Annotated in this window: 21 protein-coding genes and 3 tRNA genes; 12 read left to right on the top strand and 12 right to left on the bottom strand. The window is 74.2% G+C overall.

Annotation, left to right across the window (positions count from 1 at the left end; all coding sequences use genetic code 11):
* The first annotated feature begins 4 nt into the window (after positions 1-4).
* The gene (locus RSE42_RS11790) at positions 5-1,294 is read left to right on the top strand and encodes a deoxyguanosinetriphosphate triphosphohydrolase (RefSeq protein ID WP_249355971.1); all 1,290 of its coding nucleotides are present in this window, start codon (positions 5-7) and stop codon (positions 1,292-1,294) included.
* Between the two features lie 21 nt (positions 1,295-1,315).
* Here the strand turns inward: RSE42_RS11790 and RSE42_RS11785 are convergent, their stop codons facing one another.
* Positions 1,316-1,768, bottom strand: coding sequence for a VOC family protein (locus RSE42_RS11785; RefSeq protein WP_061268625.1), 453 nt, complete (start codon positions 1,766-1,768; stop codon positions 1,316-1,318).
* Between the two features lie 96 nt (positions 1,769-1,864).
* On the opposite strand from RSE42_RS11785, the gene RSE42_RS11780 reads away from it, so the two are divergent.
* Together RSE42_RS11780 and dnaG are read left to right on the top strand one after the other, a co-directional pair.
* Positions 1,865-2,827, top strand: coding sequence for a helix-turn-helix domain-containing protein (locus RSE42_RS11780; protein WP_415296331.1), 963 nt, complete (start codon positions 1,865-1,867; stop codon positions 2,825-2,827).
* A 9-nt stretch (positions 2,828-2,836) separates the two neighbouring features.
* Positions 2,837-4,783: a DNA primase gene (gene dnaG, locus RSE42_RS11775; protein ID WP_086151085.1), complete on the top strand. Its 1,947-nt coding sequence runs from the start codon at positions 2,837-2,839 to the stop codon at positions 4,781-4,783.
* Between the two features lie 52 nt (positions 4,784-4,835).
* Here dnaG and RSE42_RS11770 read toward each other — a convergent pair whose 3' ends face one another.
* The 4 genes from RSE42_RS11770 to RSE42_RS11755 all read right to left on the bottom strand — a co-directional run bounded on the left by RSE42_RS11770 (position 4,836) and on the right by RSE42_RS11755 (position 6,369).
* Complete coding sequence (locus RSE42_RS11770; protein ID WP_396052058.1) at positions 4,836-5,045, bottom strand: hypothetical protein; 210 nt, start codon at positions 5,043-5,045, stop codon at positions 4,836-4,838.
* A gap of 3 nt (positions 5,046-5,048) precedes the next feature.
* A complete protein-coding gene (locus tag RSE42_RS11765) occupies positions 5,049-5,540 on the bottom strand; it encodes a hypothetical protein (RefSeq protein WP_396052056.1) in 492 nt (163 codons plus the stop codon).
* 182 nt (positions 5,541-5,722) lie between these two features.
* Positions 5,723-5,798, bottom strand: a tRNA-Asn gene (locus tag RSE42_RS11760).
* A 55-nt stretch (positions 5,799-5,853) separates the two neighbouring features.
* Positions 5,854-6,369: a hypothetical protein gene (locus RSE42_RS11755; protein ID WP_043654924.1), complete on the bottom strand. Its 516-nt coding sequence runs from the start codon at positions 6,367-6,369 to the stop codon at positions 5,854-5,856.
* 58 nt (positions 6,370-6,427) lie between these two features.
* Here RSE42_RS11755 and RSE42_RS11750 point away from each other — a divergent pair.
* Positions 6,428-6,501, top strand: a tRNA-Ile gene (locus RSE42_RS11750).
* Positions 6,502-6,552: 51 nt separating this feature from the next.
* A complete protein-coding gene (locus RSE42_RS11745; protein WP_216607983.1) occupies positions 6,553-6,912 on the top strand; it encodes a DUF488 domain-containing protein in 360 nt (119 codons plus the stop codon).
* Here RSE42_RS11745 and RSE42_RS11740 read toward each other — a convergent pair.
* Complete coding sequence (locus tag RSE42_RS11740) at positions 6,885-8,003, bottom strand: acyltransferase family protein (RefSeq protein ID WP_415296328.1); 1,119 nt, start codon at positions 8,001-8,003, stop codon at positions 6,885-6,887. The genes RSE42_RS11745 and RSE42_RS11740 overlap by 28 nt on opposite strands.
* Before the next feature lie 142 nt (positions 8,004-8,145).
* Between RSE42_RS11740 and RSE42_RS11735 the strand changes: the two genes are divergently transcribed.
* From RSE42_RS11735 to RSE42_RS11725, 3 genes are all read left to right on the top strand, one after another.
* The gene (locus RSE42_RS11735) at positions 8,146-8,952 is read left to right on the top strand and encodes a DUF1206 domain-containing protein (RefSeq protein ID WP_255434713.1); all 807 of its coding nucleotides are present in this window, start codon (positions 8,146-8,148) and stop codon (positions 8,950-8,952) included.
* 67 nt (positions 8,953-9,019) lie between these two features.
* The gene (gene def, locus RSE42_RS11730; protein ID WP_021481144.1) at positions 9,020-9,505 is read left to right on the top strand and encodes a peptide deformylase; all 486 of its coding nucleotides are present in this window, start codon (positions 9,020-9,022) and stop codon (positions 9,503-9,505) included.
* A 168-nt stretch (positions 9,506-9,673) separates the two neighbouring features.
* Positions 9,674-10,174: a DUF3145 domain-containing protein gene (locus tag RSE42_RS11725; RefSeq protein ID WP_021481145.1), complete on the top strand. Its 501-nt coding sequence runs from the start codon at positions 9,674-9,676 to the stop codon at positions 10,172-10,174.
* 112 nt (positions 10,175-10,286) lie between these two features.
* Here RSE42_RS11725 and RSE42_RS11720 read toward each other — a convergent pair whose 3' ends face one another.
* The 5 genes from RSE42_RS11720 to RSE42_RS11700 form a co-directional block, all read right to left on the bottom strand.
* The gene (locus tag RSE42_RS11720; RefSeq protein WP_034651767.1) at positions 10,287-11,531 is read right to left on the bottom strand and encodes a beta-ketoacyl-[acyl-carrier-protein] synthase family protein; all 1,245 of its coding nucleotides are present in this window, start codon (positions 11,529-11,531) and stop codon (positions 10,287-10,289) included.
* Positions 11,532-11,628: 97 nt separating this feature from the next.
* Entirely contained in the window at positions 11,629-11,877 is a 249-nt protein-coding gene (locus RSE42_RS11715) for an acyl carrier protein (protein ID WP_415296325.1), read from the bottom strand.
* A gap of 163 nt (positions 11,878-12,040) precedes the next feature.
* On the bottom strand, positions 12,041-13,048 hold the full coding sequence (locus RSE42_RS11710) for a beta-ketoacyl-ACP synthase III (protein WP_034651764.1): 1,008 nt from the start codon (positions 13,046-13,048) through the stop codon (positions 12,041-12,043).
* Entirely contained in the window at positions 13,045-14,031 is a 987-nt protein-coding gene (locus RSE42_RS11705) for an ACP S-malonyltransferase (protein WP_114553198.1), read from the bottom strand. Before RSE42_RS11705 ends, RSE42_RS11710 begins: the two co-directional genes overlap by 4 nt.
* 131 nt (positions 14,032-14,162) lie before the next feature.
* Positions 14,163-15,362, bottom strand: coding sequence for a PucR family transcriptional regulator (locus RSE42_RS11700; RefSeq protein ID WP_415296323.1), 1,200 nt, complete (start codon positions 15,360-15,362; stop codon positions 14,163-14,165).
* A 119-nt stretch (positions 15,363-15,481) separates the two neighbouring features.
* Between RSE42_RS11700 and RSE42_RS11695 the strand changes: the two genes are divergently transcribed.
* Complete coding sequence (locus tag RSE42_RS11695) at positions 15,482-16,168, top strand: hypothetical protein (protein WP_034651756.1); 687 nt, start codon at positions 15,482-15,484, stop codon at positions 16,166-16,168.
* Between the two features lie 86 nt (positions 16,169-16,254).
* Here the strand turns inward: RSE42_RS11695 and aceE are convergent, their stop codons facing one another.
* Positions 16,255-19,017, bottom strand: a complete 2,763-nt coding sequence (gene aceE / locus RSE42_RS11690; RefSeq protein WP_034655442.1) for a pyruvate dehydrogenase (acetyl-transferring), homodimeric type — start codon at positions 19,015-19,017, stop codon at positions 16,255-16,257.
* Positions 19,018-19,448: 431 nt separating this feature from the next.
* Here aceE and RSE42_RS11685 point away from each other — a divergent pair, with 431 nt between their 5' ends.
* The 3 genes from RSE42_RS11685 to RSE42_RS11675 all read left to right on the top strand — a co-directional run bounded on the left by RSE42_RS11685 (position 19,449) and on the right by RSE42_RS11675 (position 20,486).
* The gene (locus tag RSE42_RS11685; RefSeq protein WP_031316633.1) at positions 19,449-19,862 is read left to right on the top strand and encodes a DUF3052 domain-containing protein; all 414 of its coding nucleotides are present in this window, start codon (positions 19,449-19,451) and stop codon (positions 19,860-19,862) included.
* Complete coding sequence (locus RSE42_RS11680; RefSeq protein ID WP_415296321.1) at positions 19,846-20,343, top strand: peroxiredoxin; 498 nt, start codon at positions 19,846-19,848, stop codon at positions 20,341-20,343. The genes RSE42_RS11685 and RSE42_RS11680 overlap by 17 nt, the downstream gene beginning before the upstream one ends.
* A 69-nt stretch (positions 20,344-20,412) precedes the next feature.
* Positions 20,413-20,486, top strand: a tRNA-Val gene (locus RSE42_RS11675).
* Positions 20,487-20,531 lie beyond the last annotated feature (45 nt).

Genomic DNA, 20,531 nt, shown 5'->3' with positions numbered 1-20,531 from the left:
GGTCGTGGGGACCGGCCCGCGCCCGGCGCGCGGCGAGGAGGGCACGGCGTCGTACTCCGACGCCGATACCGAGCGGTGGTTCGTCGAGTCCGCGAAGTCCCGGGCCCGCACGCCGTTCGAGCGCGACCGCGCGCGCATCGTGCACTCCTCCGCCCTGCGCCGCCTCGGCGCCAAGACGCAGGTGCTCGGGCCGGGCAGCGACGACTTCGTCCGCACCCGCCTCACGCACACGCTCGAGGTCGCGCAGGTGGGCCGCGAGATCGGCAAGGCGCTCGGCTGCGACCCGGACATCGTCGACACCGCGTGCCTCGCGCACGACCTCGGGCACCCGCCGTTCGGGCACAACGGCGAGCGGGCGCTCGCGGACCTCGCGGTCGACGTCGGCGGGTTCGAGGGCAACGCGCAGACGCTGCGCCTCCTCACGCGGCTCGAGCCCAAGGTCGTGGAGGACGGCCGGTCGTACGGGCTCAACCTCACGCGCGCGAGCCTCGACGCGAGCGTCAAGTACCCGTGGGGCGCGGGCGAGGCGCCGCTGCGCGCGGACGGTCGGCCCACCCACAAGTTCGGCGTCTACGAGGACGACCGCCCGGTGTTCGACTGGCTGCGCGCCGGGGCGCCCGCGCAGGTGAAGTGCCTCGAGGCGCAGGTCATGGACCTGGCGGACGACGTGTCGTACTCCGTGCACGACGTCGAGGACGCCGTCGTCGGCGGGCGCATCGAGCTCGCCGTGCTCGACGACCCCGACGAGCGCGCGCGCGTCGTGCGCGCCGTCCACTCCTGGTACGGCACCGCGTACGACGAGGCGGCGCTCGACGAGGCGATCACCCGGCTCCAGGGCACCGGGCACCTGGTCACCGGGTTCGACGGGTCGCGCCGCGCGCTCGCCGCGCTCAAGGACGCCACGAGCCAGCTCATCGGCCGGTTCACGGGCGCGGCCCAGGACGCGACGCGCGCGCTGTTCGGGGACGGCCCGCTCACGCGCTACGCGGCGCGGCTCGTCGTGCCGGACGAGACGGTCGCCGAGATCCTCGTGCTCAAGGGCGTCGCGGTCGCGTACGTCATGGCGCCGCGCGAGCAGGAGCCGCTCTACCAGCGCCAGCGCGAGGTGATCGCCGACCTGGTGCACGTCCTGGGCGACCGCGCGCCCGTCGCGCTCGAGCCGTCGTTCGCGGCGGACTGGGAGGCGGCGCCCGACGACGCGGCCCGCCTGCGCGTGGTGATCGACCAGGTCGCGTCGCTCACCGACGTCTCCGCGATGCAGCTCCACGCGCGGCTCGTGCGCCCGCCCGCCTGACCGGCGGGCGCACGGGCCGCGTCAGCCGCGCTCGGCGACCCACGCGTCGCTCGCGCGCTGCACGTCCTCGGCCGTCACCGACTCGGCGACGGTCGCGAAGTACCAGCGGTGCCCGAACGGGTCGCGCACCGCCGCCTGGCGGAACCCCTCGAACCAGTCCGACGGTTCCGCGAGGCTCGACGCGCCGGCCGCGAGCGCCCGCGCGTACGCGGCGTCGGTGTCCTCGACCGGGACGGTGAACGACGCGTGCGTCGGGGCGCCGGGCTCCGGCGCGACCGAGTCCGGCGGGAACGCCTCCGCGACGGTGAACGTGCTGGTCCCCGCCGGGGAGACGAGCCGCAGGTCGGAGTGGATGACGGCGTCGCCCGCCGTGATCGTGTCGACCACCTCGGCGCCGAGCGCGGCCTCGTAGAACGCGATGGCCTCGCGCGCGCCGCTCACCGTGACGTTGGGGTGCAGTGCCGACATCTCCATGGTGTCCTCCTCCTCGTGGTTCCCCGCCCACCCGGGGCGGGCCGTCCCCTCATGCTCGTGTCGGCGGGCCGTGCCAGTCTTGGAGGAATGCGACAGGTGTTCGAACCCGCTGGTGCCGGCGCCTCTGCGGAGCCCCGGCGCCCGACGACGTCCGTCCGCGGCCTCGTCGACCCCGCGGCCGCGCGGCGCGGCTTCGAGCTGGTGCGCGTCGAGCCCGCCCCCGACCTCGCGGACCTGGTGGAGCGGCACTGGGTCGTGCGGTGGGACCTGCCGCCCGGCGCGGCGTTCACGCAGGTCCTCGTGCCCCACCCGGTGGCGAACGTCGTGGCCGAGGAGTCGGGGTACGTCGCGCACGGGATCCCTCCGGGGCTGTTCGAGCGCACCCTGACCGGGTCGGGCGCCGTCGTCGGCACCAAGCTCCGGCCGGGCGCCTTCCGGGTGCTGCTCGGCCACCCGGACGCCGTGCGTCCGGGCGTGCAGGTCTCGGCCGCGGCGCTGCTCGGCCCGACGGCGGAGCGCGCCGGCGCCGCCGCGCTCGCCCTGGCGGTCACCGGCCGCGACGAGGAGGCCGCGCGGACGGTCGAGCCCCTGCTGCGCGCCCGGGCCGAGCGGGTCCGCACCGCACGCGCGAGGCGCGACCTCGACCGGGTCGCGCGGGCGTTCGCGGCGCTCGTCGGCGGCGAGCTCGGGCCGGGGGCGGGCGTGGGGGACCTCGCGGACGTCGTCGGCACGTCCGCGCGCTCGCTGCAGCGGCTGTTCGCCGCGTCCGTCGGCGTGAGCCCCAAGTGGGTGCTCCAGCGGCACCGCGTGCACCTCGCCGCGGACCTCCTGGCGGCGGACCCGGGCCAGGACCTCGCGGGGCTCGCTACCGCCGTCGGCTACTACGACCAGGCCCATCTCGGGGCGGACTTCGCGCGCGCGACGGGCGTCACCCCGGGCGCGTACGCGCGCCGCTGCGCGGCGTCGCGCGCGGCCCTCGTGGGGGCGGCGGCGGGGACCGGCGCCGGGGTGACGGACGCCGCCACCGGGGCACCCGCCGGGCCGGCCCGGGGCGCATAGACTCGCCTCGTGGCAGGCCTGATTCGACGCGAGGACGTGGAAGCCGTCCGCGACCGCGCGCGGATCGACGAGATCGTCTCCGCGCACGTCACGCTCAAGACCGCAGGCGTCGGCTCGCTCAAGGGCCTGTGCCCGTTCCACGACGAGCGCTCGCCGTCGTTCCACGTGCGTCCCGGCGTCGGGCGCTGGCACTGCTTCGGCTGCGGCGAGGGCGGCGACGTCATCTCGTTCGTGCAGAAGATCGACGGCCTGACGTTCGTCGAGGCCGTCGAGTACCTCGCGGACCGCATCGGCATCCAGCTCCGCTATGAGGACTCCGGCGGCCCGCAGCGCCCGCGCGAGGAGCCCGGCCGCCGCCAGCGCCTGCTCGAGGCGCACCGCGTCGCGGCCCAGTACTTCTCCGAGCAGCTCTTCGCCCCGGGCGCCCAGGCCGCGCGCGCGTTCCTCGCCGAGCGCAGCTTCGAGCGGGCCGACGCCGAGCACTTCGGCGTCGGGTACGCGCCGACCGGCTGGGACAACCTCCAGCGCCACCTCCAGGGCCGGGGCTTCACGCAGGCGGAGCTCGTCGCCTCCGGCCTCATGAGCCAGGGGCAGCGCGGCATCTACGACCGGTTCCGCGGCCGGCTCATGTGGCCCATCCGCGACGTGACCGGCGAGATCATCGGGTTCGGCGCGCGCCGCCTCTACGACGAGGACCAGGGCCCCAAGTACCTCAACACGCCCGAGACCACGCTCTACAAGAAGTCGCACGTGCTCTACGGCATCGACCTCGCCAAGCGCGAGATCGCGAAGCAGAAGCGCGTCGTCGTCGTCGAGGGGTACACGGACGTCATGGCTGCGCACCTGTCCGGCGTGACGACGGCCGTCGCGACGTGCGGCACCGCGTTCGGCTCGGACCACGCGCGCATCGTGCGGCGCCTCCTCGGCGACACGACCGCGGGCGGCGGCATGCAGCTCGCGTCGGGCGCGTCCGTCGGGGGAGAGGTCGTCTTCACGTTCGACGGCGACGCCGCGGGCCAGAAGGCCGCCGTGCGGGCGTTCGGCGAGGACCAACGCTTCTACGCCCAGACGTTCGTGGCCGTCGAGCCGAGCGGCATGGACCCCTGCGAGCTGCGCATGGCGCGCGGGCCGGACGCGGTGCGCGCGCTCGTCGACGGCCGCCAGCCGCTCTTCGAGTTCGTCATCCGCACGACGCTCGCCTCGTTCGACCTCGACACGGCCGAGGGGCGCGTCGGCGCCCTGCGCGCGGCCGCCCCCGTCGTCGCCGGCATCCGCGACACCGCGCTGCGGCCCGAGTACGCGCGCATGCTCGCCGGCTGGATCGGCACCGACGCGGAGCGCGTCCGGCGCGAGGTCGCCGCGGCCGCCAAGCGCGGCAGCGCACCCGGGCCCGTGCGGACCTCCCGGCCCGACGACGCCCGCCCCGGCGCCGAGGCCCGGCCGCCTGAGCCCGAGGTCCCCGCGCTGCCCCTGCCCGACCCGCGCGACCCCGTCGCGCGCCGGGAGCGACTCGCGCTCGCCGCCGTCCTCCAGTACCCCCAGCACGTGCCGCCGATGTTCGACGACCTCGGCGAGGACGCGTTCGCCGTCCCCGCGTGGCGCGCCGTCCACGCCGCGATCCGCGCCGCGGGCGGCGTGCGCGAGGGCAGGTCGCTCGGCGCCGGGCACTGGGTCGAGGCGGTCGTCGAGCAGGCAGCCGAGCCCGTGCGCGGCCTCGTGACCGAGCTCGCCGTCGCGCCCCTGCCCGAGGACCGGGAGAACGTCGTCGGCGGCTACGTCGCGGGCGTCGTGCGCGGCCTCGTCGACCTGGGCCTCACGCGTCGCGTCGCCGACGCGAAGAGCCGGCTCCAGCGGCTCGACCCGTCGGTCGACCTCGCCGCGTACCAGGAGGCGTTCGCCGCGCTCCTCGCCGTCGAGGCCGAGCGCCGCACGCTGCGCGAGGGCGAGATCGCCTGACGCCCACCGCTCGACCTCCGAGGGCCGCGGCGCCGCCGATGCCGGGTGCGGCTCAGAGCCCGCCCGGGTGCGGCGAGAGCCAGTCGGTATGGCGCTCCCGCAGGGCGTCGCGTTCGGCCTCGGTCGGGAGCAGGACGTCGGCGCCCCCGTCGTACGGGCAGTAGAGCCACGAGAGGTCGTGCGCGCCGATGACGATGTGGCACTGGTCGTCCGCTGCCCCGAGCAGGAGCGCGTCGATCTCCTGCGGGGACCGATCCGACACCGCTCAGAAGTAGTGAGGGGCGTCGTCGCCGTCCGGGGTGCTGCTCCGCCAGGGCCACGCTCCGGGCAGACGGCGCTTCGTCCAGCCCGCAGCCAGGTCCCGCCAGTCCCAGTCGACACCGACGACGTACACGCCGTGGAAGGCGCGGGAGTCGGCAGAGCCGAGCAGCTCGTGCAGGACCGCGCGGTGCCGCCGCACGATCTCCTCGTCGTCGGCCGCGTTCTCGGCGCATCGCTTCGACTCGGGGAGACTGTGGAACCGGACCCACCGGTCGGGGTACTCGACTCGCAGCACGTGCCCGAGCGGCTCGACACCGGGCCACCTGCGCTCCCAGAGCTCGGTGAGGCGCGTCGCCCGCGCACTGACCTCTCCGTGCGCGAACGCACCGTGGCGCCCCTGCAGGCGCCGCCAGCGGCTCCTCGCGGCACCACGCGCTTCCACGGCCCTGGACTCGAGCCCGGCGCGGAGCGAGTCGAGCGCTGACGGCAGATGCATGGACGTGAGCGTAACGATCCTCAACCGGCCACCACCGCGAAGGTTCGCCGCCTCCGGTCCGCCGACCGGACAGCGACCCGACCTCCGGAGGCACGGACACGAGCATGCGGACGGGTGCGATGAGTGCGTCTGGGTCGCTCGAGGAAAAGAAAACCCCCACCCGGGGATCCGGATGGGGGCGATGGCTCCCGCGGTAGGACTTGAACCTACGACCGTCCGATTAACAGTCGGATGCTCTGCCAGCTGAGCTACGCGGGATCGACCATGGCCGTTGCGGTGTGCACCGCAGCGACCGGGGAAAACTCTAGCAGGCTCAGAGGGGTAGTCCGGACGCCGACCGGACCCGACCCTCGGCCGCGTCGACCCGGGCCTCGACCTCCGGGTCCGTCAGGTCCAGCCCGGGGTCGGCGACGACCTGCGAGAAGAGCTCGCCGTCCGCGTCTCGCCGCACGGCGACGCGCGCGGTGAGGCCTGCGGCGAACGTCACGGTCTCGGAGAGCACGACCGACGACTGCACGCGCTCGCGCAGCGTCTGCGCGAGCGACGTGCGGCGCGGGTCGGCGAGGCGCAGGGCCAGGGGAGGGGCGCCGTCGACCCACGAGACGGTGATCGTCGCGCTCTCCGGGTCGTACCCCGCCCGGTCGACGTCCGACCAGAGGCGCCGGACGACGGTCGTCCCGCCGGCGTCGCTCGTGAGGAGCCCGGCCCGCGTCGCGACGGCCCACGACCCGTCGGCGAGCTCCGCCGACGCGAGGACACGATCGGTGGCCGGGAGGTCGAGCGCACGGCGGACAGGGTCGGGCAGCGCGGGACGGCGGAACCAGGACACGTCCCCACCGTAGCGGCTCTCCGACCGCCTGCCGCACGGGCGGTATGCTCGCCCGCGCGCCCCGTTAGCTCAGCTGGTCAGAGCAGGAGACTCATAATCTCTCGGTCGCGGGTTCAAGTCCTGCACGGGGCACCCTTCCGCGTCGCGCGTGCGGCGCGAGCGTCCGCGCGGTGTCATGGCCTCATGACGGTGCGGACCAAGCGCGTGTACGAGCCGGCCGAGGAGCAGGACGGGTTCCGCGTGCTCGTCGACCGCCTGTGGCCGCGCGGCGTGAGCAAGGAGGCGGCGCACGTCGACCTGTGGCTCCGGGACGTCGCGCCGTCGACGGACCTGCGGCGCTGGTTCCACCACGAGGAGCGGCTGTTCGACGAGTTCGCCGAGCGGTACCGCGCCGAGCTCGACGCCCGCGGCGACGCGGTCGCGGAGCTGCGGGACGTCGTCGGGCAGCACCCCGTGGTGACGCTGGTGTACGGGGCGAGGGACGAGCAGCACAACCAGGCGGTGGTGCTGCGCGACTACCTCGCGGCGAGCGCCTCGTCCTGAGCGCCCCGGGACGCGGCGGCCCGGGTCGGGCGGTCGAGGTCGCGGCGCAGGTCGCGGTCGAGGGCGCGGCGCAGCCGGGGCCCGAGCGGCCGTTCGACGGCGCGGTGGATCACCCAGGCGAGGGCGAGGCACACCGCGACCGCCACCGCGAGGGTCGCGGCGCGCGAGAGGTACGGGTGCACGGACTCGATGACCCATCGTCCCCAGGACGAGTGCACGAGGTAGAGCGGGTAGGTGAGGGCGCCGAGCGCGGTGAGCCAGCCCCAGGAGACGCGGGCGAGCGGGGTGAGCGTCGCCACGGCGACGAGCGCGAAGCACACGACGATCGCGACCCACCACGCGGTGGGGGAGACGACGACGTCGGTGCTGTTCTCGATGCGCCCGGACTGGATCCGGCCGGAGAGCGCCGCACCGAGGAGCACGTTCAGCGCGAGCGCGAGCCAGAGGACGGGCGAGCGGCGCTCGCGGGTCAGCAGGTAGAGCACCATGCCGCCCGCGAAGAGCGGGGCGTCGGGGGCGACGAGCACCGTCGCGGCCAGCTCGGAGCCGGTCTGGGTCGCGATCGCGCCGGCGACGGGCCACAGCACGACGAACGCGAGGACCCGTGCCCGGGTGAGGCCGACGGCGACGAGCACGCCGACGAGGACGTAGAACCGCAGCTCGGACCAGAGCGTCCAGTAGACGGCCTCGAGGTCGGGGATCCCGAACGCGCGCTGGACCATGGTGAGGTTGGCCGCCGCCTGCGGCAGGTCGACGTCGCGCCGGCCGGGGACGACGAGCACCAGCAGGACCACCGTGAGCAGCACCGAGGCCCAGTACGCGGGGAAGAGCCGCCCGGCGCGCGACGCGACGAAGCCGCGCACGTCGCGGCCCCACGCCGTCATGAGGATGACGAAGCCGCTGACGACGAAGAAGAGCTGGACCCCGAAGGACCCGTAGGCGGTGACGGCCTGGGCGTCGGGGAGCGAGGTGCTCGTGCGCGCGCCCCACGCGTGGTGGTTGACGGCGACGAAGTGGTAGACGAGCACCGCAGCTGCTGCCGCGAACCGGAGTCCGTCGAGCACGGCGAGGCGGGGGTTCTGCGTGGGCATCCGCGGCACGTTACCGAATCGTGATCAACGCCGCCTGGCAACGCCGTCCGGCGTGCGCGGAGTGCGCAGTTCTGGCACCGTGTGCGGGCCGGAGAACCCGGCGGCGCGGTGGGGGCGGCGTCCCGACGACCGAGGAGGTCCTGTGGCACCGAGCATGAGCTCGACCGGCAAGGCGGCAGCACGCGGCGCACGCGGCAGCAAGACCCTGGAGCTCCTGGCCCGCGGAGGCTACGCGGTGAGCGGTCTGCTCCACCTCGTCGTCGGCGTCCTCGCCGTGCAGGTGGCGACGGGCTCGGCCTCGAGCGAGCAGGCCGACCAGACCGGTGCGCTCACCGCGATCGCGCAGACGCCGGGCGGCACCGCGCTGCTCTGGTTCGCCGTCGTGGCGTTCGCGGCGCTCGCCCTGTGGCAGGTCACGGTCGCGCTGAGCGGCGCGGCCGAGACGTCCGACCGGCTCAAGGCCGCGGGCAAGGCCGTCCTCTACCTGGCGCTCGGGGTGATCGCCCTCCAGGTCGTGACCGGGTCCGCCGGCGGCTCCGGCCAGGAGGAGAGCATGACCGCGACCCTCATGGAGAAGCCGGGCGGCGTGCTGCTCGTCGGCGCGGTCGGGGTGGGCATCGTCGCCGGTGGCGTCTACCACGTCGTCAAGGGGTGGCGGAAGAAGTTCCTCGAGGACCTCCAGGGCGGGACCAGCGGGCACCTGGGCCGCGCCGTGGTGACGCTCGGGCGCGTCGGGTACATCGCCAAGGGCGTCGCGCTCGGCGTGCTGGGCGTGCTGTTCGTCGTGGCCGCGGTCCAGCACGACCCGCAGCAGGCGGGCGGCCTCGACAGCGCGTTCGCCACGCTCGCGGCGCAGCCGTTCGGGGTCGCGCTCCTCGTCGCCGTCGGTCTGGGCTTCGCGGCCTACGGGCTCTACTCGTTCGCGCGGGCGCGGTACGCGCGGATGTGACGCGCGCCCCGGTGCGAGGCCGGGGACGACGGCCGGACGTCGTCGTGCGCATGGAAGAATGGTGACCATGGCGATGAGAGAGATCCGGACCATCCCGGACCCCGTGCTCCGCACCCCCTGCGACGAGATCACCACCATCGACGACCGGGTGCGCTCTCTCGTCGCCGACCTCGTCGAGACGGTCGACCACGAGGGACGCGCGGGGCTCGCCGCCAACCAGATCGGCGTCAACCTCCGGGCGTTCTCGTGGAACATCGACGACGAGATCGGGTACGTGCTCAACCCGCGCATCGTCGAGCTGTCCGACGACTACCAGGACGGCGACGAGGGCTGCCTCTCGGTCCCCGACCTCTGGTACCCGACGCGTCGCGCCTGGTACGCGCGCGTGGTCGGCACCGACCTCGACGGCAACGAGGTCGTGGTCGAGGGGACCGAGCTCATGGCCCGGTGCCTCCAGCACGAGTGCGACCACCTCGACGGCATGCTCTACCTGGACCGGCTCGACCGCTCCGTGCGCAAGAAGGCGATGCGCGAGCTGCGCGAGCACCTCTGACGGGGTTGTGCCCGGTCGGTCCCGGGCACGCCCGCCCGATCTCTCGCGCGCACGCGCGATGTCGTGCAAGATGAGCACGAGACACGCCGCGACACCTGTGCGAGCGCTGTGGATCCGCCCTGGGTGAGGACGTTGGGGAAGACGAAACCTCGACCTAGGGAGGCAGACATGGCCGGTGCCATCACCCGCGGTGTTCTTTACGTGCACTCAGCACCGCGTGCTCTGTGCCCGCACATGGAGTGGGCCGCGGGCAACGTCCTCGGCGTGCGCGTGTCGCTCGACTGGACCGAGCAGCCCGCCGCGCGCGGCCTCTACCGGGCCGAGTACTCGTGGCAGGGGCCGCAGGGGACGGGCGCCAGGCTGGCCTCCGCGCTGCGCGGATGGTCCCACCTGCGGTACGAGGTGACCGAGGAGCCCAGCCACGGGGTCGACGGCGGCCGCTGGTCCCACACGCCCGACCTCGGCATCTTCTACGCCCAGACGGACGTGCACGGGAACATCGTCGTGCCCGAGGACCGGATCCGGGCCGCGCTCGAGCAGGTGAGCGAGCCCTGGGCCATGCGCGACGCCCTCCACCTCGCGCTCGGCAAGGCCTGGGACGACGAGCTCGAGCCGTTCCGCTACGCCGGCGCGGGCGCGCCGGTGCGCTGGCTGCACCGCGTCGGCTGACGCTCGCGCGCGCCTGTCGGCAGCGACTGCCCACGAACGCCCGTCCGCAGGGACGACGAAGGGCGCCTCCCCGAGATCGGGGAGGCGCCCTTCGCGTCGTCGTGGTGCGTGGTCAGACGCTGGCCACGGCGAGGGCGACGTTGTGGCCCCCGAAGCCGAACGAGTTGTTGATCGCGACGACGTCGCCGCTCGGCAGCGGCGCGGGCGTGTCGCGCACGAGCGGCACCTGGAGCTCCGGGTCGGGGTTCGCCACGTTGATCGTCGGGGGAGCGAGGCGCTCCGCGACGGCCTTGATCGTGAAGATCGACTCGAGCGCGCCGGCACCACCGAGGAGGTGTCCGGTCATCGACTTGGTGGCCGAGAGCAGCACGTGGTCGGCGTCGTCGCCCAGGAGCGAGCGGATGGAGCGGGTCTCGGTGAGGTCGCCCACCTTGGTCGAGGTCGCGTGCGCGTTGACGTGCACGACGTCCCGTCCGGTGACACCGGCCTCCTCGAGCGCACGGCGCATCGCCGCGACCTGGCCCCGCCCCTCCGGGTCGGGAGAGGTGATGTGGTAGGCGTCGGAGGACAGCCCGACGCCGGCGAGGCGCGCGTAGACGCGGGCGCCGCGGGCCGCGGCGTGCTCGGCGCTCTCGAGGACGACGACGCCCGAGCCCTCGCCGATGACGAAGCCGTCACGGTCGACGTCGTACGGGCGCGACGCGCCCTGGGGGTCGTCGTTGCGCAGCGAGAGCGTGCGCGAGGCGGCGAAGGCCGCCATCGGCATGGGGTGGATCGTGGCCTCGGTGCCGCCGGCGACGACGACGTCCGCGCGGCCCGCGCGGATCATGTCGACGCCGTAGCCGATCGCCTCGGCGCCGGACGCGCACGCGGAGACGAGAGCGTGGGCGCCCGCCCGGGCGCCGAGCTCGAGCGAGACGTACGCGGTGGGGGAGTTCGGCATGAGCATGGGCACGGTCATGGGCAGCATGCGGCGCGCGCCGCGCTCCCGCAGCGTGTCCCAGCCGTCGAGCGTGGTCCAGATGCCGCCGATGCCGGACGACACGACCGTGCCGAGCCGGTCCCCGTCGACCTCGGGGCTGCCCGCGTCCGCCCACGCCTCGCGCGCGGCGATGATCGCGTACTGCGTGGAGGGGTCCATGCGCTTGATCTCGGGGCGCGCGAGGACCTCGGCCGGGTCGACCTTGATCGTCGCGGCGAACGTCACCGGGATCTCGTAGCGCTCCGCCCAGTCGTTCTCGAGCGTGCGCGCGCCGGACTCGCCGGCCAGTGCCGCGGCCCACGTGGAGGGCACGTCGCCGCCGAGCGGCGTGGTGGCGCCGAGGCCGGTGACGACGACTTCAGTAGCGGCAGACATGGTGCTCCTCGGGGGTTGCGGCGGGGGCGGGAGGACGAGCGGGCCGGCGTGGGTGACGCCGGCCCGCCCGCAGGCCTGCGAGGCAGGCGGGGCGTGCTCAGGCCTGGGCGCCCGTGATGTAGGACACGGCGTCGCCGACCGTCGTGAGGTTCTTGACCTCGTCGTCCGGGATGCGGACCCCGAACTTGTCCTCGGCGTGGGTGACGATCGTCATCATCGACAGCGAGTCGATGTCGAGGTCGTCGGTGAAGGACTTCTCGAGCGCGACGGCGTCGGTCGGCAGACCCGTCTCCTCGGCGACGATCTCCGCGAGGCCGGCGAGGACTTCCTGCTCGGTGTAGGCCATGGTTTCTCCTTGTCGTGGGGCCGGCGGCGACCGGTCCCGGTGGCGGTGCCCGGTGGGTGTGCCGGGCGGTACTTCGTCAGACGGTGCGCGCGACGGACGGGTCCGCCGACGGCGTGGGTCCTCCCCGCGGGGAGGGCGGCCGTCCGTCCAGGGTGATTCTCCCCTACGGCAGCACGACCACCTGCGCCGCGTAGACGAGCCCGGCGCCGAACCCGATCTGGAGGGCGAGGTCGCCGGAGCGGACCTGCCCCTCGTCGAGCAGGCGCCGGGTCGCGAGGGGGATCGAGGCGGCCGACGTGTTGCCGGTCTCCGCGATGTCCCGGGCGACCGCGACGGACGCGGGGAGCTCGAGCTGCTTGATCATCTGGTCGATGATCCGCATGTTCGCCTGGTGCGGCACGAACGCGCCGATGTCGGCCGGGGCGACCCCGGCCTCGGCCATCGCCTTGGCGGCGACGGGGGCCATCTGGAACGCGGCCCACTTGAACACGCTCTGACCGTCCTGGCGCAGCGTGGGCCACCCGAGCGAGGGGTCCTCGCGCAGGTCCGACCACGCGTGCGTCTGGCGGATCGCCTGCGCCTTGCCGCCGTCGGAGCCCCACACCGTCGGGCCGATGCCCGGGGTGTCGGACGGCCCGACGATCGCGGCGCCGGCGCCGTCGCCCAGGAGGAACGAGATCGAGCGGTCGGTCGGGTCGATGAAGTCGCTCATCTTCTCCGCGCCGACCACGAGCACGTGCGTCGCGATGCCGGCACGCACGAGCGCGTCGGCCTGCGCGATGGCGTAGGCGTAGCCCGCGCACGCGGCGGAGACGTCGAACGCGGCGGCGGGCGTCGCGCCGAGGCGCTCCGCGAGCACCGCCGCGGCGGCGGGGGTCTGGTGGAAGTACGTGACCGTGGAGACGATCACCGCGTCGACGTCGGCGCCCTGGAGGCCCGCCCGGGCGAGCGCGTCGCGCGCCGCGGCCTCGGAGAGGTCCAGGACGTCGACGTCGGCGCCCGCACGACGCCGCGTGACGATCCCGGTGCGCTGCCGGATCCACTCGTCGGAGGAGTCGATCGGGCCGGCGATGTCGTCGTTCGTGACGACGTTCTCGCCGCGCACCCCGCCGATCGCCAGGATGCGCGAGTGCGCCGGCCCGGTGGCCTGGCGCAGGGTCGCGCCGCTCACGCGTCGACGCCCGTGGCCGCGCCGGCCGCCACCGAGTGCCGGGCGACGAGGTCGCGGGCGGCCTCGACGTCGTCGGGCGACTTCACGGCCACGGCCTCGACGCCCTTGAGCGAGCGGCGGGCGAGACCCGTGAGGACGCCTCCGGGCGCGAGCTCGAGCAGCGCGGTGACGCCGAGCTCCGCGAGGGTCTCCTGGCACAAATCCCAGCGCACGGGTGCCGCGATCTGCGCGGTGAGGCGGCGGACGACGTCGCGCGCCTTGCCGTACGTGCTGCCCTCGATGTCGATGGTCCCGTAGGACTCGCCGTCGGCGTTGGACAGGAGCGGCAGGCGCGGGTCGGCGACGTCCCACGACGCGGCGACCGGCTCGAACTCCTCGAGCGCCGGCTGCATGAAGGGCGTGTGGAAGGCGCCCGCGACCTGGAGCGGGATGACGCGCGCCTTCGCGGGCGGGTTCTCCGCGAGGGCGGCGAGGTGGTCGAGGGCACCGGCGGCGACGACCTGCCCGCCGCCGTTGACGTTCGCGGGCCACAGGTGGGCCGCCTCGATCGCGGCGAGGACCTCCTCCGGGTCGCCCCCGACGACGGCGCTCATGCCGGTGGGCGTCGCGGCGGCGGCCGCAGCCATGGCGCGCGCGCGGTGCGCGACCAGCCCGACGGCGCCGGTGTCCGTCAGCGCCCCCGCGACGGCCGCGGCGGCGAGCTCGCCGACCGAGTGCCCGGCGGTCACGTCGACGACGTCGGCGGTGTCGCGCCCGTCGAGGATCACGCGGAGCGCGACGAGCGACGACGCGACGATGAGCGGCTGCGCGACGGCGGTGTCACGGATCGTGTCGGCGTCCGACTCCGTCCCGTGCGCGCGCAGGTCGAGGCCCGCGGCCTCGCCGAACGCGGAGACCTGGTCGGCGACGCCGGGCAGCTCGAGCCAGGGGGCGAGCATTCCGGGGGACTGGGAGCCCTGTCCAGGGCACAAGACGGCGAGCACCCGTCAACTGTGCCAACGCGAGGGCCGTGCGCCACGTCACGACGCGCACCAACCTTGCCGAGGGAGGTTGTGCCGAACCTACAAGGCGCCGCGCGCGGGGAGCCCGCGGGACGTCGGGCGCGCCCGGCTCCTCAGCGGACCGTCGAGAGCTGCCCGAGCGCGAGCGCGACCTGCAGCACGAACGACTCGCGGGCGTCGAGCGGGTCCCACCCGGTGATCTCCGAGACCTTGCGCAGGCGGTAGCGCACGGTGTTGGGGTGGACGTACAGGGACCGGGCCGCCGCCTCGAGCGACCGGCCCGTGCCGAGGTAGGCGGACAGCGTCTCGAGCACCGAGCCCGTCGCCTCGGCGAGCGGGCGGTAGGCCTGGGCGACGAGCGTGCGTCGCGCCGTGGTGTCGCCGGTGAGGACGCGCTCCGGGAGCAGGTCGTCGGCGAGCACCGGGCGCGGGGCCTGCGGCCAGGCGGGCGCGGCCCGCAGCCCCGCGAGCGCGGCCTGCGCCGAGCGCGCGGCCTCCTCCAGCCCGGGGACCGTCGGCCCGATGACGACCGGGCCGGGGCCGAAGCGGGGCAGGAGCGACGCCGCGGCGGCCTGGAGGTCGCCCGCGCCGCCGAGCACGAGGACGAGCCGGTCGCCGTGGATGCCCACGAGCGCGTCGCCCGCCGCGCGGCGCGTCGCCCGGCGCAGCTCCGCAGTCCGGACCTCGTCGAGCGTCGCGGCGATCGTGCCCGCCATGACGAGCGTCGAGCCGTGGCCGCCCCAGCCGAGCGCCGAGACGCGCGACCGCAGCGAGTCGTCGCCGTCGCCGCGGATGAGCGCGTCCACGACGAGGGCCTCCAGGCGCGCGTCCCACGCGCCCCGGACCTCCGCGGCGCGGGCGTAGACCTCGGCCGCGGAGAACGCCACCTCCCGGGAGTAGCGCAGCACGGCCTCGCGCAGGTCGCGCTCGCCGCCCGGCGCTGCGAGCTGGTCCGAGTACGCCTCGACGACCTCGACGACGATGCGGACGAGCTGGAGCGTGTTCTGGAGCGAGATCGAGCGCGTGAGCTCGGGCGGGGCCGCGGCGAAGATGTCGCTCACGCCGTGCGGCGGGGCCTGCGGGTCCGCGTACCACGTGACGAACGCCGTGATGCCGGACTGCGCGACGAGACCCACGTAGGAGCGGTCCTCGGCCGGGAGCTCGCGGTACCAGCGGATCTCGTCGTCGAGCCGGCGCAGCGCGGCGGACATGAGCAGGCCGCTGCCGTCGCGCAGGCGCTGGAGGTTGTCCGCGTTGCCGGCCGGGCCGGTCGGGGCCGGCGCGGTCGCCGGGGTCCTGGGGGTGGCCGTCACGCGCCGAGCATACGGCCGGGGTTGTGGACAGTCCACAAAGCGCGTGCCACGGCGGGCGCCGGGTCGCCGGGGGACCGGGTCGCTGGGTGAGCACCCGGACGACCCGCTAGGGTCGGGGAATGGCACTCATGCCCCGACTTCGACAGCTCATGCGTCGGCCGACGTCCGCGTCGACCGTCGGCACGCGCCGCCCACGGTCCGGGGAGAAGCGTGGCGACACGGTCCACGAGGACGCGCTGCGGGCGATGCTCGTCGACGACCCCAACGACGAGCGGGCCTTCCGCGCGCTCGCGGAGCTGGTCCGCCGTCGCGCCGCGGAGGGACCGACCACGGACGACCCGCTCGCCGCCCCGGCGGACGAGACGGAGAAGCAGCGCGCCGCCGACCTCGCGGTCTGGGCGCTCGCCGAAGAGCTCGCCGGGCACCCCCGTGGGTGGTACCCGCTCGTGGAGCTCGGCCGCCTCTCCCTCGACGACGACCCGGAGGCGGCCCTGCGCCGCTTCGCGACGGCCGCGGAGCGCGACCCCTCGGGGCACGCGCTCGCGCAGTCCATGGAGGTGCTGCGCACGGCGGGCCTGCCGGTCGAGGCGCTGGGCCTCGGCGTCGGCCACTGGCGCGCCCGCGAGCACGAGGCCGAGGTCGGGCGCCAGCTCGTCCTCGCGGCCATCGAGGCCGACCGGCCCCTCGACGCCCGCCATCACCTCGAGTCGCTCGTCGAGTACGGCGACCCCCGGGGCGTCGCGCCGCTGCGCGCGGACCTCGAGCGCGCCGTCGCCCAGGCCGAGCAGCACCGCGCCGGGACCTGACCTACGGCGTCCGGCACCTTCCGGAGACGACGACGGCCCGGCCCCCCGGGGGGGGCCCGGGCCGTCGTCGTCTCAGGCGGTGGCCGTCAGGCCTCGCCGCCCGCGTTGCCGGACGTGCCGGCGGTGACGTCCATCAGGCGGTACTTCTCGATCGCCCGGGCCGACGCGTCCGCGGGGACCTTGCCCTGCTTGGCGAGCGCCTGGAGCGTGCGCACGACGACGGACGGGCCGTCGATCTTGAAGTGCCGGCGGGCCGCCGCGCGCGTGTCCGAGAACCCGAAGCCGTCGGCGCCGAGCACCTCGTAGTCGCCCGGGACCCACTTGCGGATCTGGTCGGGGACCAGGTGGTCGTAGTCGCTCGTCGCGACGAACGGCCCCTCGGCACCGGAGAGCTTCTCCGTGACGAACGGGACGCGCGCGGGCGCGGCCGGGTCGAGGAACGCGGCCTGGTCGGCGGCGAGCGCGTCGCGCCGCAGCTCGTTCCAGCTCGTCACGCTCCACACGTCCGCCGCGACGCCCCAGTCCTCCCGCAGGAGCTGCTGCGCCTCGAGCGCCCACGGCACGCCGACGCCCGACGCGAGGATCTGGGCGCGCGGCCCGTCGCCCTCGCCCACGGAGATGCGGTGGATGCCCTTGAGGATGCCCTCGACGTCCACGTCCTCCGGCTCGGCCGGCTGGACCATCGGCTCGTTGTACACCGTGAGGTAGTACATGACGTTCTGGTCGCGGCCGTCCGCGCCCACGCCGTGCTCGCCGGGGCCGAACATGCGCTCGATGCCGTCGCGCACGATGTGCCGGATCTCGTAGCCGAACGCCGGGTCGTACTGGACGATCGCGGTGTTCGTGCCCGCGAGGAGCGGCGAGTGGCCGTCGGCGTGCTGCAGGCCCTCGCCCGTGAGCGTGGTGCGGCCCGCGGTCGCGCCGATGATGAAGCCGCGCGTGAGCTGGTCGCCCGCCGCCCAGAACTGGTCGCCGGTGCGCTGGAAGCCGAACATCGAGTAGAAGATGTAGAACGGCACCATGATCTCGCCCTGCGTGGCGTAGGACGTGCCGACCGACTGGAAGGCGGCCGCGGAGCCCGCCTCGTTGATGCCGGTGTGCATGATCTGCCCGGCCTCGGACTCCTTGTAGCTCAGCATGAGCTCACGGTCCACGGCGAGGTAGTGCTGGCCCTGGGTGTTGAAGATCTTCGCCGACGGGAAGATCGAGTCCAGGCCGAACGTGCGGGCCTCGTCGGGGATGATCGGCACGACGCGCTTGCCGAACTCCTTGTCCTTGATGAGGTCCTTGAGCAGGCGGACGAACGCCATCGTCGTGGCGATCTCCTGCTGGCCCGAGCCCTTCTTGAGGATCTCGTAGGACTTGTCGCCGGGCAGCGTGATCGGCTTCGGCGACGAGCGGCGCTCGGGCACGAACCCGCCCAGCTGCTGGCGCCGGTTCAGCAGGTACTGGATCTCCGGCGCGTCGGGGCCCGGGTGGAAGTACGGGGGCTCGTACGGGTTGGCGTCGAGCTCCTCGTCCGTGATCGGGATCCGCAGGGAGTCGCGCAGCGCCTTGAGGTCGGCCAGGCCGACCTTCTTCATCTGGTGCGTCGCGTTGCGGCCCGCGAACGACGGCCCGAGCGCGTAGCCCTTGACCGTGTGCGCGAGGATCACGGTCGGCTGGCCCGTGTGGGCGCGCGCCGCCGCGTAGGCCGCGTAGATCTTGCGGTAGTCGTGGCCGCCGCGCTTGAGGTTCCAGATGTCGTCGTCGGTCATGTTCTCGACGAGCGCCTTCGTCCGCGGGTCGCGGCCGAAGAAGTGCTCGCGGATGAACGCGCCGGACTCCGCACGGTACGTCTGGTAGTCGCCGTCGGGCGTGACGTTCATGAGGTTGACCAGGGCGCGGTCCTTGTCCGCGTTGAGCAGGACGTCCCACTCGCGGCCCCAGATGACCTTGATGACGTTCCAGCCCGCGCCGCGGAACTGCGCCTCGAGCTCCTGGATGATCTTGCCGTTGCCGCGCACCGGGCCGTCGAGGCGCTGCAGGTTGCAGTTCACGACGAAGGTCAGGTTGTCGAGCTGCTGCTGCGCCGCGAGCTGGAGCATGCCGCGCGACTCGGGCTCGTCCATCTCGCCGTCGCCGAGGAACGCCCACACGTCCTGCTGCTCCGTGTCACGGATCCCGCGGTTGTGCAGGTACTTGTCCGTCCACGCCTGGTAGATCGCGCTCGCCGGGCCGAGACCCATGGAGACGGTCGGGTACTCCCAGAAGTCGGGCATGAGCCGCGGGTGCGGGTACGACGGCAGGCCGCCGCCCGGGTGCGACTTCTCCTGGCGGAACCCGTCGAGCTGGTCCGCGGAGAGGCGGCCCTCGAGGAACGCGCGCGCGTACACGCCGGGGGAAGCGTGGCCCTGGAAGTAGACCTGGTCGCCGCCGCCGGGGTGGTCCTTGCCGCGGAAGAAGTGGTTCAGGCCCACCTCGTACAGCGTCGCCACCGAGGCGTAGGAGGAGATGTGGCCGCCGACGCCGATGCCGGGCCGCTGCGCCCGCGTCACCATGACGGCGGCGTTCCAGCGGATCCACGAGCGGTAGCGGCGCTCCAGCGCCTCGTCGCCGGGGAAGTAGGGCTCCTCGTGCACACCGATGGTGTTCACGTAGGGGGTGGTCAGGGAGGTCGGGACGGCGACGTTGCGCTCCCGGGCCCTCTTGAGCAGGTTCAGCAGGACGTAGCGGGCGCGCGGGCCCCCGCGGTCGTCGATCAGGCCGTCGAGGGCCTCGACCCACTCGCCGGTCTCGGCGGGGTCGAAGTCCGGAACCTGGCTGAGCAGACCGTTGATCAGCGGTCCGGTCTCGTCGTACGAAGCCACCAGCAACCTCATATCTCGTCGGATGCCGGGCGCTCGGCCGCGCGGTACACGGCCGACACCCGTCTCGGGCCCACTCCGGGCACGCGGCCGCGGCCGCTGGTGGCGACCGCGCCTCTTCACGAGACCAGGGTGGTCTACCCATTGTGTTCACAACGCGCGCGTAAGTCACACCATCGGGTGGTCAAGAGGGCGTGATTTCGGCGACACGGGGCGGACGGCGTGCGCGCCGCCGTCGTGCGGCCGCCCGGCCGTGCCCGGCCACGGCCGACGACCCGCGCGACGGCCGTCCGTGGGCGGTGCCTTGCCAAGCACCGCACCCTGCGGTGGGCTACCTTTGCCAGACACGGCAGGTCGTCGTGCGCGCGGGCGCCCGCCCGGGCGCGCGCGACGGCCCACCGCACGGACAGGACGAGGAAAGGAACGACACGACAGTGACCGACACCGTAGGGCCCAGCGGGGCGGACCGACTGGGGTTCGCGCCCGGCAACGTGGTCCAGGAGTTCGGCTGGGCGGACGACGTCGACGACGACCTGCGCGGTGAGCTCGAGGAGCTCGTCGGCGGCGAGCTCGTCGACGAGGACTACGACGACGTCACGGACGGCGTGGTCGTGTGGTTCCGCCAGGACGACGGCGACCTCACCGACCTGCTCGTGGACGTCCAGACCGTGCTCGACGACGGCGGTCTCATCTGGGTGCTCACCCCGAAGCCCGGCCGGCCCGGCCACGTGGGCCACAACGACATCCAGGAGGCCGCGACCACGGCCGGGCTGCACGCGACGAGCACGTTCGCCATCGCGCCCGACTGGTCCGCGACGAAGCTCGGGACCCGTGGCCGCGGTCGCTGACGACGCCGCGACGACCGGGCGCACGACGCCGCCCGGTCCGGGCGACCCGGCGCCCGACTTCACGCTGCCGGACACCCACGGCACGCCCGTCCAGCTCGCGGACCTGCGGGGTGGGCCGGTGCTCCTCGTGTTCTACCCCTTCGCGTTCTCGGGGATCTGCACGGGCGAGCTGTGCGAGCTGCGCGACAACCTCGAGGAGTTCGAGGCGGCCGGCGTCACCCTGCTCGGCATCTCGTGCGACTCCGTGTTCGCGCAGAAGGCGTGGACGGCGCAGGAGGGCTTCGAGTTCGACCTGCTCTCCGACTTCTGGCCGCACGGGGACGTCGCGCGGGCCTACGGCGTCCTCGACGAGGACAACGGCCTCGCGCTGCGCGGGTCGTTCCTGCTCGACGCCGACGGGATCGTGCGGTGGTCGGTCGTGAACCCGCGCGGGCAGCGTCGTGACCTCGACGGTTACCGACGGGCGCTGGAACAGCTCTGAGCCCTGGGAGCCGGGCGGTCGTGGCAGGTGGCGGGGTGCCGACCCGGTAGGCTGTGCTCCGCCGTTCCAGGGCCTGTAGCTCAGCTGGTTAGAGCGCCACGCTTACACCGTGGATGTCGGGGGTTCGAGTCCCTCCGGGCCCACCCACACCTCCCTCCCCGCCGGTCACGGTCGTGCCGTGCTGCGAC

It is taken from the genome of Cellulosimicrobium sp. SJTW-1, assembly GCF_047716875.1.
GTDB lineage: Bacteria > Actinomycetota > Actinomycetes > Actinomycetales > Cellulomonadaceae > Cellulosimicrobium > Cellulosimicrobium funkei.
The sequence above is the reverse complement of the archived record's forward strand: the minus strand, read 5'-3'. Positions and strand labels throughout refer to the sequence as shown.